The sequence below is a fragment of the Azospirillum griseum genome, from assembly GCF_003966125.1.
Taxonomy (GTDB): Bacteria; Pseudomonadota; Alphaproteobacteria; order Azospirillales; family Azospirillaceae; genus Azospirillum; species Azospirillum griseum.
Genome location: NZ_RXMA01000010.1, coordinates 178,905 through 195,028, shown reverse-complemented (window position 1 = coordinate 195,028; position 16,124 = coordinate 178,905). Strand labels below are relative to the sequence as shown.

Below are 16,124 nucleotides of genomic sequence, written 5' to 3'. Positions count from 1 at the left end.
CGTCGCTTCGTGAAGCGCCGCCCCGTCGGTGGAGCGGGTTATAGTGGCACCACACCAAACCGCGCAACTCCTTTTTTGCGCATCCGTGCATTTTTTTCGCAGTTTTTGTGAATCCATGGGTTTAGCGAAAAGCGCTTCGTTCAGCGAATTATAGAAGCCCCAAAGCGCGCAGTTCCGCCACCAGATGCGGGGGCAGCGCCTCCTCCCCGGGGGCCGCAGCGGCCAGATCGGGCGGTGCGGCGTCCGGGTTGAGGTAGCGCCAGCCCTGGAAGGGGCGGTGGGGGGTGGGAACGGTCGGCACCCGCAGGGCGTCGAGCTGGAACAGGCAGAAGCCCTGCCCCTCCCCATCAACGCCGCTGTCGATGGCCAACACCCGCTGACGCGCGGCGATGCTGCCCTTGATGACCCAATAGAGCGACCCACCGGCCACAATCTCGTCGGCCCGTTTGGGCAGGCTGCGGGTGTGGACGGGAATCCGCGTCTGGCCATCGACGCGGACGGCGCGCCGGTCTTGCACCTCCGCCAGATGATCCAGATCGCGGACGCCGACGGACAGCTTGATGAGATGCAAAGGCATAGGGGTTCCGTTGAAAGCCGTTACAGCGGATCGTTGCGGTCGTGCCGCTCCGGCTTGGCGTGGCCGATGATGGCGCTGAAGCCGAACAGCAGCAGCAGCACCCCCATCACGATCTCCACCCCGCAGACCAGACGCACCGCCCCCGACACCGGGTGAATGTCGCCATAGCCCACCGTGGCGAAGGTCACGATGGAGAAATACAGCCCTTCGGAAAAGGTCAGGTCGCGCCGCACGCCCTCGATCACGAAATTGGGTTCGGCCATGAAGCGGTCCATGATGGTGTAGACCGCGCCGAACATGATGATGCAGAGCGAATAGAAGGTCAGGAAGGCGAAGGCGGGCAACACCAGGCGCGCCGCCTGCTGGAAGAAGCCTTCGAACAGCAGACCGGCGTCGAGCAGAAAGATGGCGATGTCGCGGGCGACCAGGCCGACGATCCCGGCGATCGCCGACATCGCCACCAGAAAGATCGCGTTGAGCAACTCCGGCGACACGCCATGTCCAGGGACCAGGAAGGTCAACGCGCCGATGCCCCAGACCGGGGCCATCCACAGGAAAATCCGGTCGAAATGCCCGCCGTCGCGCAAACGCCGCGACATCACGATGCGGCGAATGTCGTCCGCCCGCCACCAGGCCCCCCCCAAAAACGCGGCCAGCGGCAGCACAAACGCCACCCCTTGCAACAGGGGGGAAATGTTGTGGAAATTGCTTTCCAGGAAAAAGACGAAGATGCAGGCGTAGACGCCGATGAAGTTGGTCAGCGCCAAGGTGAAAAACTGGCTGCCCGGAAACAGATAATGGAAGGCCCCCACCACCAGACCGACCGATCCCAGCAGGACGAAGGTCAAATCGCCCGACACCGACCGGATCGACAGCGCGATCAACCCCAACAGCATCGCCGTCAGCAGCGCCCCGCCCAACCAGGATGGCCGCCCGCTCCACCGGCCCGCGTGCGCGGACGCCGTGGAGTGGGGGGCGGAGGAACGCGGGCGGCGGTCGGAAACGATGGGATCCATAGGCGACAGCAAGCCCCGACGAGAACGGATGGGCGTTCGCGGACCATCCGCAAGCGGGGCCAACGAACAGCATGGATCTGGTTTATAGCCGGTCCGCTTGCCCGATCATCAAGCTTTTCCGCCCGCCCGGCCCGGATTTCCCCCCGGCCCGCCTCACCAGCCACCGTTGGACAACCAGCGGTCCACCATGTCGAGCCGGTCCCACCCCCAAAAGGGTTCGTTCCCCACCAAAACAAAGGGCGAGCCGAAAACACCGCGCGCCACCGCCTGTTCGGTTTCGGCGCGCAAGCGGTCCTTGACCGTCGGGTTGCCCAAGGCGGCCAGGACGGCGGCGCGGTCGCCCACCGCCCCAGCCAGAGCCTGTACGGCGATCTCCGCCACCGTGTCCGCCGGGCCGATGTCGCGACCCTCGGCAAAATGGGCGTGGTACAGAGCACGGGCCAGCGCCTTGGCCTGCTCCGGTTGGTCGTCGGCCAGCCAATAAAAGGCGCGGGACGCCGCCACCCCGTTGACCGGTGCGGAGTCCGGCAGGGTGAAGGGCGCACCGATCAGCCGCGCGATCCGACCGACGTCGTGACTCAGATACTCGCCGCGCAAGGGCTGCTCCAGGTTCGGCTTCATGCCCGTGACCTTGAAGATCGCGCCCAACAGGATCGGGTGCCACGTCACGCGGCAGCCATGGGCGCGCGCCAGCTCATCGATCCGCAAGCTGGCGAAATAGCCGTAGGGGGATGCGAAATCGAAATAGAAGTCGATGGGGTCGGCCACGCGCGTTTCCTCCCGGATTGGACGGCCTCTGCGTCCTTGCGGAAAGGCTAATGCACAGGGCGGGGCGCGTCCAGCGTGACCCGATCCAACACGCAACCGACAAAATGCCGGATCGGGGGAGGACCGATCCGGCATCCGCCCGGGCGTGGCACCAGGATCGCGATCAGATCGCGCGAACCTTGGCGTCGAACACGTAACCAGCCCCGCGCTCGGTCTTGATGATGCGCGGTTCCTTCGGATTCGCTTCGATCTTGCGGCGCAGACGGAGAATCAGCACGTCGATGGAGCGGTCGAACACCTCCGCCCCGTCGGCCCGCGTCAGGTCGAGAAGCTGGTCGCGGGTCAGCACCCGCTGGGGCCGTTTGACGAAAGCGGCCAGCAGGCCGAACTCCGCCTTGGTCAGCTCAACCTCGCGCCCTTCCTGACCACGCAGACGCTGGGCGGTCAGGTCAAGTTCCCAACTGGCGAACTGAACCACGGCGCGCAGCTCGTCGGCCCCGCGCGGCGGGCGGCCTTCGCCGGAGACACGGCGCAGCACCGCCTTGATGCGGGCCAGCAATTCACGCGGGTTGAAGGGTTTGGTCAGGTAATCGTCGGCCCCCAGCTCCAACCCGACGATGCGGTCCACATCCTGATCTTTCGACGACAGGATGATCACCGGGATCTGGGTTTCGCTGCGAATCTGACGGACCAGCCCCAACCCATCGCCGTCGGGAAGGCGCAGATCGCACACCACAAGGTCGATGGGGTCGCCGTCGAGCGCCTGTTTGGCCGCCGCCGTGTCGGGGGCCGTGGTGACGCGGTATCCCTCTGCCGTCAGATAGGACGCCAACAGCTCCCTGATCGGTTCATCGTCATCGACCGCGAGAATGTGCATGCCCGTTACCTCCCACGCTCTTCTTAGCCCACGCGGGAGCGCCGCGCAATGCGTTACAAGTCCGTAACAGCTGATGAACCGCGCAACGTTCGGTGATTTGATTGAAACAACTCTACCCGCGCCAGACATCAAAAATCCATCGCCGTGACATCAGCGGGACACACGCATCGGTTTTAATCCACATCCATTGAGTGGAGAAAACGCGTGAAACGTCATCCGCGCGCGTCTTGTCAGTCACCTTTTCATCAACCATCCATCACCACACGGGGCGGACATCGTGCCAACCATCGACCGTTGCCTGAAGCGGCTGGCTTTGCTGGATCAGGCTGATCGGCTGTTGAACGAGGTGCGACTTTACAGCGCGCAAGGTTCGATGCGCGACGCTCTGGAGCGGTATCGGGCGTTGTTGGGGGAGGCCCGTCGTCATTTTGATTCCGCGCGCGCGGTTGACAGCGCTTGGTGACGGACAGCCACCCATGAGCAGCCATCGCCGTGACTCCGCCCTTGCGCCTCCAACCGATCGCTTCCCGCGTCTGGCCCCTTGCGGAACGGACCGCCGCGAACCGCTTCACGACGCCGGGCGCGGCGATCCGCACCACCCGCTGTGGAACGCCATGATGACCCGGTGGTTGGGCAACGCCGCATGACCGGGCGGTCCCGGCAAACCTTCAAGACGGATTCAGGGCAGACGGGCCGTCGCGTCGATTTCGATCCTGGCCTGCGGGTCGATCAGCACCGACGCGACGATGGTGCCCGCCGGGCGGCTGTCGCCGAAATAGGCGTTCAGCACCGGTGCCACGCGCGGGGCGTCCGCCGGATCGGACAGATGGACACGGACGCTGACCACATCGGCCAACCCGGCCCCAACCTCCGCCAGCACCGACGCGATGGTGTGCAGCGCCTGATGGGTCTGCTGCGCCACATCCTCGGCGATCGTCCCGGCGGCGTGGTCGTGGCCGGTGGTTCCCGACACGAACACCCAGCCATCCTGAACCAGCGCGCGGGACAAACCGGCGGCCCGCTCCAAGGGGGACGCGGTGCCGATGAATCGGCGCTCCGGCGGCGGGGCGGTGCGGGCGATGGCGGCGAGCGACGTCATGGCGGCATTCTCCAACGGCGGAAAGGCAGAAAAGGCAAGCCCAGGCCGGAAAGCCAAGGGCCGGAACCAAGGGGATGAAACCACGGGCTGGGGCGCAACACACCGCACCGCAAAAGAAGCATGGCACAGCCCCGCCCATCCGCCCATCGGGACCGCCCGCAATCCCGCCCCAATTGGGGGGCACGTTGAGGGTTGTCCGTTGTGATTTGGAAAGGCCGCCCGATGCTCCGCCCCGCCCTGCTCGTCTCCACCGCCGCGCTGCTCACCCTCTCCCCCGCGCTGGCCCAGACACCGGACGCGCTGGTGTTGAAGCGGGTGCAGCTGTCCACCGGCGGTGTCGGGTCCTTTGAATATGAGGCCCGCGTGACCGGCGACGCCGCCCTGACGCTGGAGGTGCGCCGCGATCAGGTGGATGACGTGCTGAAAAGCGTGGTGGTGTACGACGACCGGGGCGGCGTCGGGACCATCGACCTGCCGGGGGCGGAGCCGCTGGACACCGCCTTTCGCGAACTGCCCTTCTCGCGCGACGATCTCACCTCCCCCGCCGCGCTGCTCACCGCGCTGAAGGGGGCGGAGGTGGAAACCGACGGCGCGCGCGCCCTGACCGGGCGGGTGCTGTCAGTGACGGAGGAAACCGCGCAAACCACCTTTACAGGGGCCAACAGCGCAGGAGGCGCGACCATCACCCGCCACCGCCTCAGCCTGATGACCGCCAGCGGCGTGCGCCAACTCATTCTGGAGGACACCGACGCGCTGCGCTTCACCGATCCGCGCGTGCAGGCGCAGGTGAACGCCGCCCTGGCCGCCATCGCCGACAACGCCCGGCGCGAGCGGCGGCGGTTGACCGTGCGGAGCCTGGCCAACGGCGCAGAGGGCGAACGCACCGTGCGCGTCGCCTTTGTCGCCGCCACCCCGCTGTGGAAGGCCACCTACCGCCTGAGCCTGCCCGCCGTCGGTGCTTCCAACAAAACCAACGGGCAGGGCCAAACAAACGGGCAAGCCACCCAAGCGCAAGGCGGGTTGCAAGGCTGGGCGGTTCTGGAAAATCTGAGCGGAGAGGATTGGCGCGACGTGAGCCTGAGCGTTGTCTCCGGCAACCCGGTCACGCTGCGTCAGGCGCTCTACACCCCCTATTCCGTGGAGCGGCCCGAGGTGCCGGTGGAGGTTCTGGGCCGCGTGCTGCCGACCAGCGACGAGGGCGGCGTCGCCCTGGATCGCGGGCGCGGCCTGTCGGCGGCGGAATCCGCCCGCCCGGCCCCGGTCGCCATGGCGGCACCGCCCCCCCCCGCGATGGCCGCCCCGATGGCGGCCCCGATGGCAAAGGCCGCCCCCTTCGCCGCCGCCCCGCCGCCGCCGCTCGCGTCGGCCAGCGTGACCAGCGCCGAGGCGACCGCCGCCGACACCAGCACGCAGGTGCTGTTCCGCTACCCGCAACCGGTCACTCTGGCCAACGGCGGCACGCTGATGATGCCCATCGCCGACCGCGCCCTGCCGGTGGAGCGCATCGCGCTGTATCAGCCCAACACCCAGCCACGCCACCCGCTGGCCGCGCTGCGGCTGCGCAACGATTCGCAAACCGCGCTGCCGCCCGGCCTGCTGACCTTTTACGAGACGGTCAACAACGCCCCGACCCATGTCGGGGACGCCCGCATGGCCACCCTGCCGGTGGGGGAAAGCCGCCTGCTGTCCTTCGCCGTCGATTCCGCCGTCACCATCGACCGCGCCGACCAGCCCAGCCGCCACCTGACCCGCGCCACCGCCGCCGACGGGGTGATGCTGCTGACGGTCAGCGACCGGCAAACCTCCGTCTACACCGTCGCCGGGGCGCGGGATGGCGACCGCAAGCTGGTGATCGAACACCCGCGCCGCCCCGGCTGGACGCTGGTGGAGCCAAAGGACGGGGAGCCAAAGACCGGAACCGGCGCGGAGCCGGTGGACACCACCGCCACCGCCCACCGGCTCACGCTCGCCGTGCCCGCCGGGCAGACGGTGACGCTGGCGGTCAGCACCGAACGCCCGCGCCAGGAACGGATCGTGTTGGGCGACCTGTCCGCCGACCAGTTGACCGCCCAGGCCAGCGCGCAAGAACTCCCCGCCGCCCTGCGCGACGGGTTGAAGGCGCTCGCCGCCCTGCGCGCCGCCGTCGCCGACAAGGAACGCCGCATCGCCGACATCGAACGGGAGCAGCAGGACCGGGTGGCGGAACAGGAGCGGTTGCGCGCCAACCTCGCCGCCCTGCCCAACGGCAGCGACCTGCACAAGCGCACCCTGGCCAAGATGGGCGAGGCGGAAAACCGGCTCGACGCCCTGGGGCGCGACCTCACCACCGCCCGCGCCGAGGCCGAATCCGCCCGCGCCACCCTGCGCGAGCGGGTGCGGTCCCTGAAGCTCTGAACGGTTCGAAGACCTGAACGGTTACAGCGTCGTCGCGCTGCAATAGGCCCAGGCGTCGTTCTGCAGGCCGAACAGCGCGGCGACCGGCTTGCCGCTCGACCGGTCGATCACCACGCGGAAACGGTCGCCGGTGCACACCCCGGCGGGCTGCTTGGCAAAGGGCGTCTTGACGTTCTTGGCGGTCAGGCAGGATTGCGCCAGCTTGGGCGGGGTTGCCGGGCCGTCCACCCGCTGGCCGTTGGCGACCAGGAAATAATTCGTCCCCACCCCGCCCTTGACGTCGGCCTTCAGCTCCAGCTTGGCGAGGTGGGACTTGTACATCCCGGCGTCCTGCACCCCGTCCGGCCCGCCCGCCGCGATGGTGCGGAAGGACAGGGCGGAGCAGACCGGCGGCTCCTTCGCCTGCGCCGGGGACGACACCGCCAGCGCCAAACCGGCCAAAGCCACGGCGAAAACGGACGAAACGGGCGGGAGGGTCATGCGGCGGTGTCCTGCGTCGGGGGTGAAAGGGGGATTCCGGCGGTTGTGCGGGGTGGCCGTCACTTCGGCATCGCGCAGAAGGTGGTTTGCTGCATCAGCGCGCAATCCTTTTCCACGCCGCCGTCGAGCATCGACACCTCGACCTGCGTGATGACCAGGGTGCGGCCCGCCTTCACCACGCGGCCGCGCGCGATCATCACATCGCCCTTGGCCGGAGACATCAGGTTGATCTTGAACTCCACCGCCAGCACATCGGCCCCCGGCGGCATCAGCGAGGCGGCGGCGTAGCCCCCGGCGTTGTCGGCCAGGGTCGCCACCATGCCCGCGTGGAAAAAGCCGTTCTGCTGGGTCAGGTCGGCGCGGAAGGGCAACCGCATTTCGCAAAAGCCCGGCTCCACCGCCGTCAGCTCAATGCCCAGGGTCTTGCAGATGGCCTGCTTGTCAAAAGACGCAAGACAGCGCGCCTTCCAATCGGGGTCGCGTGGTTCGAAACGGCTGCTCACGGCTCGCTCTCCAGCGGGGGACAATCGGCCTCCAGCCTGCGGCAAGCCGCCGCCGCGATCAAGCCACGCTTGGTGACATCGCCCTTACCCGCCGATCAAGCCCAGTTGCGGGCTGGACGGTTCGGCGAAGCCGCGCACCGGCATCCGCCCCGCCAGCCGGGCCGCACGCCCCGCCGCCACCGCGTCGCGCATCGCCGCCGCCATCCGCACGGGGTCGCGCGCCTTCGACACCGCCGTGTTCAGCAGCACCGCCGCGCAGCCCAGCTCCATCGCCAACGCCGCGTCGGACGCGGTGCCGATCCCGGCGTCGAGCACCACCGGCACCGGGCTGCGGGCGCAGATGGTTTCGATGGCGTGGGGGTTGCGGATGCCCTGGCCCGACCCGATGTAGGCCCCCAGCGGCATCACCGCCGCCGCCCCCAGATCGGCTAGCTTGCGGCAGGTGACGGGATCGTCGTTGCAATAGGGCAGCACGACAAAGCCGTCGTTGACCAACTCCTCCGTCGCCCGCAACAGCTCCTCCACATCGGGGTAGAGCAGATCGCGGTCGCCGATGACCTCCAGCTTGATCCAGGGCGTGTCCAGCGCCTCGCGCGACAATTGCGCGGTCAGCACCGCCTCGCGCGCGGTCAGGCAGCCCGCCGTGTTGGGCAGCAGGTTGATCCGCCCGCCCGCCACCCGCGCCAGCACATCGACCAGACTTTCCGAATAGCCGTCCAGGCTGATGCGGCGGATGGCGACGGTGGCCAGTTCGGTCCCGCTGGCCGCCAGCGCGTCGAGCATCACCCGTTGGTTGGGATAGCCCGCCGTGCCGAGAAACAGGCGCGAGCCGAAGGAGCGACCGCCGATGGTCAGCGCGTCGTCGCTCCGCGCGGGCAACGATGCCGCCAGGACAGGCGGTGCGACGGAAAGGGTCAGATCGGTGGTCATGCTGAAAAATCCTCAACCGCCCTGGATCGGGCGGACAATGTCCAGAACATCGCCGGGGGCGAGCGCGGTGTCGGGCCAGCGGCGGCGCGGCACGACCGCCCCGTTCAGAGCGACGGCGACCCCACGCGACGCCTCGTCCAGCCCCAACCCGGCGAGCAGCCCGGTCAGGCTGGCGGTGGTCAAGGGCGTGTCCTGTCCGTTCAGGCGGATGGTGGCTGGGGGGATGGTGGCGCTCATGCGGCGGCTCCGGCGGCGGTGATGTGGTCTGTTGCGAAACGGTCGGGGGCGAAGGGGCGGATCAGCGGATCGGTTTCCCCGGTCAACACCAGCCGCGCCACGCTGTCGGCGGTGACGGGGGTCAGCAGGATGCCGTTGCGGTGGTGGCCGGTGGCGAGGATCAGGCCCGGAATCGCCGTTTCGCCCAACAGGGGCGCGTCGTCGCGGCTGCCGGGGCGGAACCCGACCCAGCTTTCCTCGATCGGCAGTTCGGCCACACCGGGCAGCGCCCGCCACGCGCCATCGAGCAAGGCCAATTGCCCGCCCGCCGTCAATTGGCTGTCAAAGCCACGCTCCTCCGTCGTCGCCCCCACCAACAGCCGCCCGTCCAGGCGCGGAATCAGATAGGTGCCGGGCGTCCACACAACGTGGCGCAGCAGCGGGGCCGCCGGGTCCATGCGCAGGCACAGCATTTGCCCCTTGATCGGCCGCACCGGCGGTCTGGCCGACGGCGGCAGCCCGGCGACCATGCCCGACCACGCCCCGGCGGCCAGCACCACCCGGTCGGCCGACACCCGCACGTCGCCAACCTGCACCCCGGTCGCCCGCCCGTCGTCGAGCACCAGCGTCGGCGTGGGGCAGCGTTCGTGCACCCGCCCGCCCGCCGCCCGCACCGCGCGCAGCAGGGCGACGGCGAGCTTGCGGTTGTCCACCTGATGATCCTCGGCGCAATAGAGCGCACCGACGACGCCGGGTTGCAGGCAGGGTTCGCGGCGGCGCACCTCCGCCCCGCTCAACCACGTCACCGGCAGGCCCAGGTCGGTTTGGAAACGGTGGAGAAAGCGGACCTTGGCCGCGTCGTCGGCGGTCAGCGCGATGACCATGGTTCCTTCGGTGCGGAGATCGACCGACAGGCCGGTCGCGGCCTCCAACGCGGCGGCGAAGGCGGGCCACAGCGCTTGCGACGCGCGGGTCAGCGGCAACAGGCTTTCCTCGCCCGGTTCGCTTTCCACGCAGGCGGCCAGCATCCCCCCGGCGGCGTGGGTGGCCCCGCGCCCGGCCTCCCCCGAATCGAAGACATCGACCGAACAGCCCGCAGCGGCCAACCGCCACGCGATCGACAAGCCAACACAGCCCGCCCCCAGAATGGCGACGGACGGCAAACGGATCCCACGCGCGTGAACCATGCAACGGCTCCCTTCGCTGGCATTACCCAGACAGGTTCGATGGGTCTGATCTCAGCCGCGCACAGGACCGCGCGGCACCCCAAGCCAATGGCGCGATAGTTCCGCTCCGCCGCACGCATTGCAAGAAAAAAGTCATGGGGTCCCACGCGGACCGACTGCGGGCCGACAGGCCGATCACCGCGCGCGGCTGATTGTCTCAGCCGCCCCACCGAAACCAAGGCAGCGCCCGGTTCTGATACCAAAGAGTCATAGGACTTCGGGAATACCCGGATAACAAACGAACGGCGGACTCGTACCATCCCAAACGATCTTCGCGCGCCCCGTCGTGACCGCCCTTGGACGTGAGCTTTCCCATGCTGACTCTTTTCCGCACCTCCGCCAGCGCCACCGGCACCGTCGCCACGTCTCAAGCGGCGTCGCCATCGCCCGACCGTTTCCGCCCGGCCAACACGCCCGGCACCGCGACGCCCCCCGAACCGCCGATCCGCACCCTCAGCCTGTCGGCGGCGGCGATCACCCGCGACGCGCTGGCCCCCTTGACCTTCACGGCGGGTGGACCGGCGTTGGTCGTCGGCTTCGTGTCCCCCCACGTCGATTTCCCGACGGTGGCCCGCGCGGCCAAGGCCGCGCTGCCGCCCGATTGCAAACTGCTGCTGGTCTCCACCGCCGGGGAGCTGTGCACGGCCCCCGGCCAACCGCTCTATTGCCCCACCGGGGAGCGCTGGGACCGGGTGGTGTTCCAGGCCTTCAGCCCCCGCCTGTTCAGCGGCCTGAGCGTCCACACGGTCCCGCTGCATTGCGAAGACATCCGCAGCGGTGGCCCCCTGCGCCACAGCCAGACCAAACGGGTTGAGGCGATCCAGGGCGAGTTGGAGCGCATCCGCCCGTCCTTTCGGATCGACAGCCGCGACACCGTGGCGTTGACCTTCGTCGACGGGTTGTCGGCCAGCGAAAGCTCACTGATGGAGGCCGTGTACCGCAGCGGGCGTTTCCCCTGCCTGTTCATCGGCGGATCGGCGGGGGGAACACTGGATTTCCAACACACCCGCCTGTTCGACGGCGACCGGGTGTTGGAAAACGCGGCGGTCATCCTGCTCCTGAAGGTGGCACCGGGAACGCGCTATGGCGTGTTCAAGAGCCAGAATTTCCGCCCGACCGCCACCCGCTTCACCATCGTGGACGCCGACCCGATCCGCCGTGTCGTGCGCCGCGTGATCGATCCCGACAGCTTCGAGGTGATGCGCTTCACCGACGCGTTGGCCGCCGCCCTGCGTTGCCGACCGGAGGAGCTGTCCAGCCGCCTGGGCAAGAGCACCTTCGCCATCCAGATGGAGGATGAGCTGTATGTGCGCTCCGTCGCCGGATTCAATCTGGAGACGGGGGAAGCGACCTTCTATTGCGACGTGAACGCCGGAGACGCTCTGACCCTGGTGGAGGCCACCGACTTCGCCCAGCAGACCGCGCAGGATCTGGCCGCCTATCTGCGCGGCAAACCCCAGCCGGTGGGCGCGATCCTGAACGACTGCATCCTGCGCCGTCTGAACAACGGCGACGCCCTGGCGCGGGTGCGGGCGTTCGACGGCATGACCGTCGCCGGTTTTTCCACCTTCGGCGAGCTGTTCGGCATCAACGTCAATCAAACCCTGTCGGCCCTGCTGTTCTTCGACGCGCCCGAGGGAACCGACTTCGCTGATGATTTCGTCGACCGCTTTCCCATCCATTACGCCCGCTTCCACAGCTCCTTCATCAACGCCCGTTACAACCGCCTGCATCTGCTCAACCGCATCCGCAGCAGCATCATCGACCGGATGCGCGGTTATCTGGAGGCGCTGGTCAGCCTGCACAGCGGGGTGCAGGACACGGCCCGCTACGCCAGCCGCATCGGCGAGTCGATGACCGCGATCCAAAAAAGCCTGGACCGCCACGCCGCCTCCTTCGACGGCCACGCCGAGCGCAAGGAGGAGCTGTTGCGGGAGTTCGCCCAATTGAGCCGGGTGGTCAAGGGCATCGAAGGCGTGCTGGGCGTGATCGACACCATCGCCGGTCAGACCAACCTGCTGGCGCTGAACGCCACCATCGAGGCCGCCCGCGCGGGCGAGGCCGGGCGTGGCTTTGCCGTGGTGGCGTCGGAGGTGCGCAAGCTGGCCAGCGACACCAAACAGACGCTGGGAACCACCCGTGGCGCGATCGGTCAGGTGATGGCCTCGGTCGGGCAGGTCGGCGGCAAGCTGAACGAAACCGGCGACCGGATGGACTCCGCCGCCCACAACGCCGCCACCCTGCTGGACAGCATCCACGCCGTGGTCGTCGAGGTGACGACGGCGCAAACCGAAATCGAAAGCCGCCTGGACGCACTGAACCAGCACGCCAGCCACATGGCCGAGATCAACGAGTATGTCAGCCGTCTGAAGAGCCTGGATCAGGCGGCGGAGTGAGCCGTCTTTTCCAACCCGCTCAGGACAACCGGCGCGGGGCTGGCCTTGCGCCGGCCGCCGCGTCATGATCCCCTGGCATCATCCGGGATCACCAACCGTCAGGACACACACCGTATGGAGTACGCCTTCACCAGCGTGGACGGGCAGGACGGCCTTTTGCTGTCCGGGCGCTGCACCTACGACGACGCGCCACGCTTCAACGCCATGCTGACCGAGTGGGACTTCACCGCCAAGCCGGTGGTCCCCCTGGATCTGCGCTTTGTCACCTTCATCGATTCGGCGGCCATCGGAATGCTGTTCATCCTGGCCAACCGCTGCCGGGACGCGGGCGGCCACATCGTCGTCAGCGGTGCCCCCGGCCACATCGTCAAGGCACTGCGCCGCGCCGCGCTCGATCCCTACATCGAGTTTCGTTGACCGCGTCGCTTTTGGCGGAGGGTGGTGTGAAAAAGAATTTCCACCATAAGGAACACCCGCAAAGGTCACGATTTTTAAAATAGCTTTTTACTGAAGAACCTCTTTCAAAAAGACGTTGTTTTGTTTGTCCTAAGGACAAACCTGTCACAATTCGAAAAATTATTTTCTTCTTATGTAATCCAAGCGCAACCAAGCTCTCGTACAAAAGAAGGAGACCACGACAACCCGAGGTTCGGCCATGAAAGTGACCATCTCGCCCTGCGGATCCGACCACGCACGCCGCCCATCGGTCCAGAAAACCCCGCTGTTCGCTCTGGCCCAAGCCATCCACGACGACTGCCCGGACGATGTGGTGGTCGAAGTGCTCGACAGCAACGGCGTCCGCGAAGCGGTGTTCGGCGCGGTGGAGGAGGACTCGGTCGAGCTGTTCTGACAGCAGGGATCGCCAATCAACACACGGAACCATCACGCGCAACCACGGCTGCGGGTGGTGCGCTTCAAGTCAATGTCTGATTTTATGAACAATGTTTGCTGAGGGGATTTGGGCGGCTGGCGGCGGATGTGACGCTGTTGCGCCGCTCCGCCTCGCCTGCCTTGGTGCCTGTCACACGCTCCGCTTGGGAGTGAGTGGTGCGGTCGAGAAGACTCGAACTTCCACGGGTTGCCCCACAGCGACCTCAACGCTGCGCGTCTACCAATTCCGCCACGACCGCACGAGGCTGGTAGACCCGAGGTACGCTTGCGCGCCTCATCGGGTGGAGCGGGTAGATATCAGCTTCCCGAAGCGCGATCAAGCGTTACAATCACCCTCCACGAAGAAAATTGTCAAAAGGCCGTTTTTTCCCGATGACCACCCCGCCCGCCAGCGCCGCCGCCAGCCAGCCCACCCTGCCCCCCACGCAGCGCCCCCCCATCGAATGGCGCATTTCCGACGAACCCGTCCCCTACCCGGAGGCGATGGCCGCCATGGAGGAGCGGGTGGAGGCCATCCGCGCCGGAACCGCGCCGGAACTGGTCTGGCTGCTGGAACACCCGCCGCTCTACACCGCCGGAACCAGCGCGCGGGACGAGGATCTGTTGGACGCCACCCGCTTCCCGGTCTACCGCAGCGGGCGCGGCGGCCAGTTCACCTACCACGGGCCGGGCCAACGCGTGGCCTACGTCATGCTCGACCTGAAGGCGCGCGGGGCCGACATCCGCGCCTATGTCCGCGATCTGGAGGAATGGATCATCCAGACCCTGGCCGCCTTCACCATCAAGGGGGAACGGCGCGAGGGCCGCGTCGGCATCTGGGTGGACAAGGCCCCCTATGGCGGCCTGCGCGGGCAGGAGGACAAGATCGCCGCCATCGGCGTGCGGGTGCGCCGCTGGGTCAGCTTCCACGGCATCGCGCTGAATGTGGAACCGGACCTCAGCCACTTCACCGGCATCGTGCCGTGCGGCATCAACGAGCACGGCGTCACCTCGCTGGTCGCGCTGGGTCATCCGGTGACGATGGACGACGTGGATTCGGCCCTGATCGCCGCCTGGCCGACCGTGTTCGGCGGGCCTATGCGCGGTGAGGATGAGTCGGACACCGACGCGTGACCGGGCGGATGACCGTGGCCCAGGGCACCGGGCCTCAATTGGGTTTGTAATTTCCCCCCGGCTGGGTGTTGCGGGCACCGTTGGTGTTGTCCGCACCGCCCCCCGGCGACACCGGTTTGTAACTGCCGCCGGTTTGCGGGGCCTGGGCCTCGTTCATCACCCGCACATCCTCGTTGGTGATGGTCTGGATGGTGCAGGCGGTCGAATCGCCGTCGCGGAACAGGTAGATCAGCTTGCGGTCGGCCTTTTTCTGCGGATCGTACAGGTTCAGCCCATGGCCAAAGGCCACGCCAACCACCTCCCCCTTGAAATAGGCGCGGAAGCGCAACGGTGACAGCTCGCGGAACCGGCGGGCGGCGCAATCCTTGCTCAGATCCTTTTCAAATTTGCCAACCTTGCGCCACTCCTGGTTCGACCGGATCGTCACCCATTGCGGTGGCATCGGGAATTGCACCACCGGCGGCGCGATGGGCAGGTCCTGCCCCGGCACCACCGGCGGCATGTGCCCCGGCTCTGTGCGATCCATCATTCCCGCCCACGACAGGGCGGGTGTGGCGACCAGAACGGAGGTCAAGACGGTGGCCAACACCCCAACGCCCCGGCGCAACAGCCCCACGCGGGAAGCACGGTCATCAGATCCGCACATCGAACCCCTGCTTCTGTATCTCTTTGCCCATCGACGCCGCCGCCTTGGTTCCCTTTTCGCCAAAGGCCGCCGTCAGCACACCTTGCAAATCCAGCGACAGATGCAGCGCCTCGCCGTCCTTGGGCGCGGTCTTCGGCGTCAGGGTGGCGCTGCCCGTCAGCCCGTCGGGCGCGCTCGGCATGCCTTTTTGCAGCGCGCCCATGATCTTGTCCAACTCGTCCTTGCTGAAGCCGTCGGCCTTGATCGTCAGCCCTTCCGACTGGGCGTTCAGCGTGGTGGTGGAGCGTTCCGCGCCCGAGATCGCTGTTTTGCCATCGGTGACAGCAAAGGCACTGTCGGCGGTGCGCGCCATCGCCAGTTTGGTCCGGTCAAAACTGATGGACAGGGTTTTGCCGCCCTGCTCCAGGGTCAGGTCGATGTTGGCGGCCTCCACCGACACACCGGTGCGCTCGTGGCTTTCGGCGTTGGCGACGGCGATGGGTTGGGCGTCGCCGCTGTCCATGGCGGCAAAGGCGGCCTTGCGGTCCTGCTCGTCGAATCGCCCGGTGAAGCCCTTCACCGCCTCGTCGACCTTGTCGTCGTCCAGGCCGAAGGCCTTGAGCATCCGGCCCAAATCCTCGCCCATCGCGCTCATCACCTGATCAAGCTGGTCGGCGAAGGCGTCGTTGTACTCCTTCAACCCATCCAACTGGCCGAGCGCACCGTCGGCCTGGGCCACTCCGGCCTGCGCCGCCTCGCCCGCACCGTCGGCCATCCCGCGCAGCGATTTGGTCAGATCCTCCAGGTTGGCGCTGAGCAGAAAGGCGGGGTCGGAGGGGTTTTTCGGCGGGGTGGCGGCCGTCTTGCCGGCATCGGAATCGCCGGACTTGCCGGTCGCCTTGTCCTTCGCCTCCGCCGCCTTGGTGAAGACGTTGGACAGCATGGACTTCAAATTGCCAATGTCCGACCCGATCACGACCACCTCCCACCCCATGCGCCACACCGGCGCGTCC

Annotated in this window: 19 protein-coding genes, 1 tRNA gene and 1 riboswitch; of the genes, 7 read left to right on the top strand and 13 right to left on the bottom strand. The window is 67.4% G+C overall.

Annotation, left to right across the window (positions count from 1 at the left end):
• Positions 1-148 precede the first annotated feature (148 nt).
• The 4 genes from EJ903_RS13025 to EJ903_RS13010 all read right to left on the bottom strand — a co-directional run bounded on the left by EJ903_RS13025 (position 149) and on the right by EJ903_RS13010 (position 3,238).
• A complete protein-coding gene (locus EJ903_RS13025; RefSeq protein ID WP_126615855.1) occupies positions 149-577 on the bottom strand; it encodes a DUF1489 family protein in 429 nt (142 codons plus the stop codon).
• 20 nt (positions 578-597) lie between these two features.
• A complete protein-coding gene (locus tag EJ903_RS13020) occupies positions 598-1,593 on the bottom strand; it encodes a potassium channel family protein (RefSeq protein ID WP_126615852.1) in 996 nt (331 codons plus the stop codon).
• A 153-nt stretch (positions 1,594-1,746) separates the two neighbouring features.
• The gene (locus EJ903_RS13015; protein ID WP_126615849.1) at positions 1,747-2,361 is read right to left on the bottom strand and encodes a 2-hydroxychromene-2-carboxylate isomerase; all 615 of its coding nucleotides are present in this window, start codon (positions 2,359-2,361) and stop codon (positions 1,747-1,749) included.
• A 163-nt stretch (positions 2,362-2,524) separates the two neighbouring features.
• Positions 2,525-3,238 (bottom strand): response regulator, encoded by a 714-nt coding sequence (locus tag EJ903_RS13010; RefSeq protein WP_126615846.1) that lies wholly within the window; start codon positions 3,236-3,238, stop codon positions 2,525-2,527.
• A 277-nt stretch (positions 3,239-3,515) separates the two neighbouring features.
• Here EJ903_RS13010 and EJ903_RS13005 point away from each other — a divergent pair, with 277 nt between their 5' ends.
• Positions 3,516-3,701, top strand: a complete 186-nt coding sequence (locus EJ903_RS13005; protein WP_126615844.1) for a hypothetical protein — start codon at positions 3,516-3,518, stop codon at positions 3,699-3,701.
• Positions 3,702-3,714: 13 nt separating this feature from the next.
• Entirely contained in the window at positions 3,715-3,885 is a 171-nt protein-coding gene (locus EJ903_RS27005; RefSeq protein WP_158627933.1) for a hypothetical protein, read from the top strand.
• 32 nt (positions 3,886-3,917) lie between these two features.
• Here the strand turns inward: EJ903_RS27005 and EJ903_RS13000 are convergent, their stop codons facing one another.
• Entirely contained in the window at positions 3,918-4,337 is a 420-nt protein-coding gene (locus EJ903_RS13000) for a RidA family protein (protein WP_126615841.1), read from the bottom strand.
• Positions 4,338-4,559: 222 nt separating this feature from the next.
• Here EJ903_RS13000 and EJ903_RS12995 point away from each other — a divergent pair, with 222 nt between their 5' ends.
• Entirely contained in the window at positions 4,560-6,731 is a 2,172-nt protein-coding gene (locus tag EJ903_RS12995) for a hypothetical protein (protein WP_126615839.1), read from the top strand.
• 21 nt (positions 6,732-6,752) lie between these two features.
• Here the strand turns inward: EJ903_RS12995 and EJ903_RS12990 are convergent, their stop codons facing one another.
• The 5 genes from EJ903_RS12990 to thiO form a co-directional block, all read right to left on the bottom strand.
• Positions 6,753-7,211 (bottom strand): hypothetical protein, encoded by a 459-nt coding sequence (locus EJ903_RS12990; protein WP_126615836.1) that lies wholly within the window; start codon positions 7,209-7,211, stop codon positions 6,753-6,755.
• Positions 7,212-7,270: 59 nt separating this feature from the next.
• Positions 7,271-7,714 (bottom strand): PaaI family thioesterase, encoded by a 444-nt coding sequence (locus EJ903_RS12985; RefSeq protein ID WP_126615833.1) that lies wholly within the window; start codon positions 7,712-7,714, stop codon positions 7,271-7,273.
• Between the two features lie 84 nt (positions 7,715-7,798).
• Entirely contained in the window at positions 7,799-8,644 is an 846-nt protein-coding gene (thiG, locus tag EJ903_RS12980) for a thiazole synthase (protein ID WP_246015523.1), read from the bottom strand.
• Positions 8,645-8,656: 12 nt separating this feature from the next.
• Positions 8,657-8,881, bottom strand: coding sequence for a sulfur carrier protein ThiS (thiS, locus tag EJ903_RS12975; protein ID WP_126615830.1), 225 nt, complete (start codon positions 8,879-8,881; stop codon positions 8,657-8,659).
• Positions 8,878-10,047 carry a glycine oxidase ThiO gene (gene thiO / locus EJ903_RS12970; protein ID WP_126615827.1) on the bottom strand — a complete coding sequence of 390 codons (1,170 nt, stop codon included), beginning with the start codon at positions 10,045-10,047 and terminating at the stop codon, positions 8,878-8,880. Before thiO ends, thiS begins: the two co-directional genes overlap by 4 nt.
• Positions 10,040-10,139: riboswitch (TPP riboswitch) on the bottom strand. (Overlaps the previous gene by 8 nt.)
• 261 nt (positions 10,140-10,400) lie before the next feature.
• Between thiO and EJ903_RS28005 the strand changes: the two genes are divergently transcribed.
• From EJ903_RS28005 to EJ903_RS12955, 3 genes are all read left to right on the top strand, one after another.
• Positions 10,401-12,482 carry a methyl-accepting chemotaxis protein gene (locus EJ903_RS28005; protein ID WP_126615825.1) on the top strand — a complete coding sequence of 694 codons (2,082 nt, stop codon included), beginning with the start codon at positions 10,401-10,403 and terminating at the stop codon, positions 12,480-12,482.
• 114 nt (positions 12,483-12,596) lie between these two features.
• A complete protein-coding gene (locus EJ903_RS12960) occupies positions 12,597-12,899 on the top strand; it encodes an STAS domain-containing protein (RefSeq protein WP_126615822.1) in 303 nt (100 codons plus the stop codon).
• Between the two features lie 238 nt (positions 12,900-13,137).
• Positions 13,138-13,332 (top strand): hypothetical protein, encoded by a 195-nt coding sequence (locus EJ903_RS12955; protein ID WP_126615819.1) that lies wholly within the window; start codon positions 13,138-13,140, stop codon positions 13,330-13,332.
• Positions 13,333-13,527: 195 nt separating this feature from the next.
• Here the strand turns inward: EJ903_RS12955 and EJ903_RS12950 are convergent.
• A tRNA-Leu gene (locus tag EJ903_RS12950) sits at positions 13,528-13,612 on the bottom strand.
• 133 nt (positions 13,613-13,745) lie between these two features.
• Here EJ903_RS12950 and lipB point away from each other — a divergent pair.
• Complete coding sequence (gene lipB, locus EJ903_RS12945; protein WP_126615816.1) at positions 13,746-14,486, top strand: lipoyl(octanoyl) transferase LipB; 741 nt, start codon at positions 13,746-13,748, stop codon at positions 14,484-14,486.
• Positions 14,487-14,520: 34 nt separating this feature from the next.
• On the opposite strand, the gene EJ903_RS27630 is transcribed toward lipB, so the two are convergent.
• Positions 14,521-15,132, bottom strand: a complete 612-nt coding sequence (locus EJ903_RS27630; RefSeq protein WP_246015521.1) for a hypothetical protein — start codon at positions 15,130-15,132, stop codon at positions 14,521-14,523.
• Positions 15,119-16,105 (bottom strand): hypothetical protein, encoded by a 987-nt coding sequence (locus EJ903_RS12935; protein ID WP_126615814.1) that lies wholly within the window; start codon positions 16,103-16,105, stop codon positions 15,119-15,121. Before EJ903_RS12935 ends, EJ903_RS27630 begins: the two co-directional genes overlap by 14 nt.
• Positions 16,106-16,124: the final 19 nt, after the last annotated feature.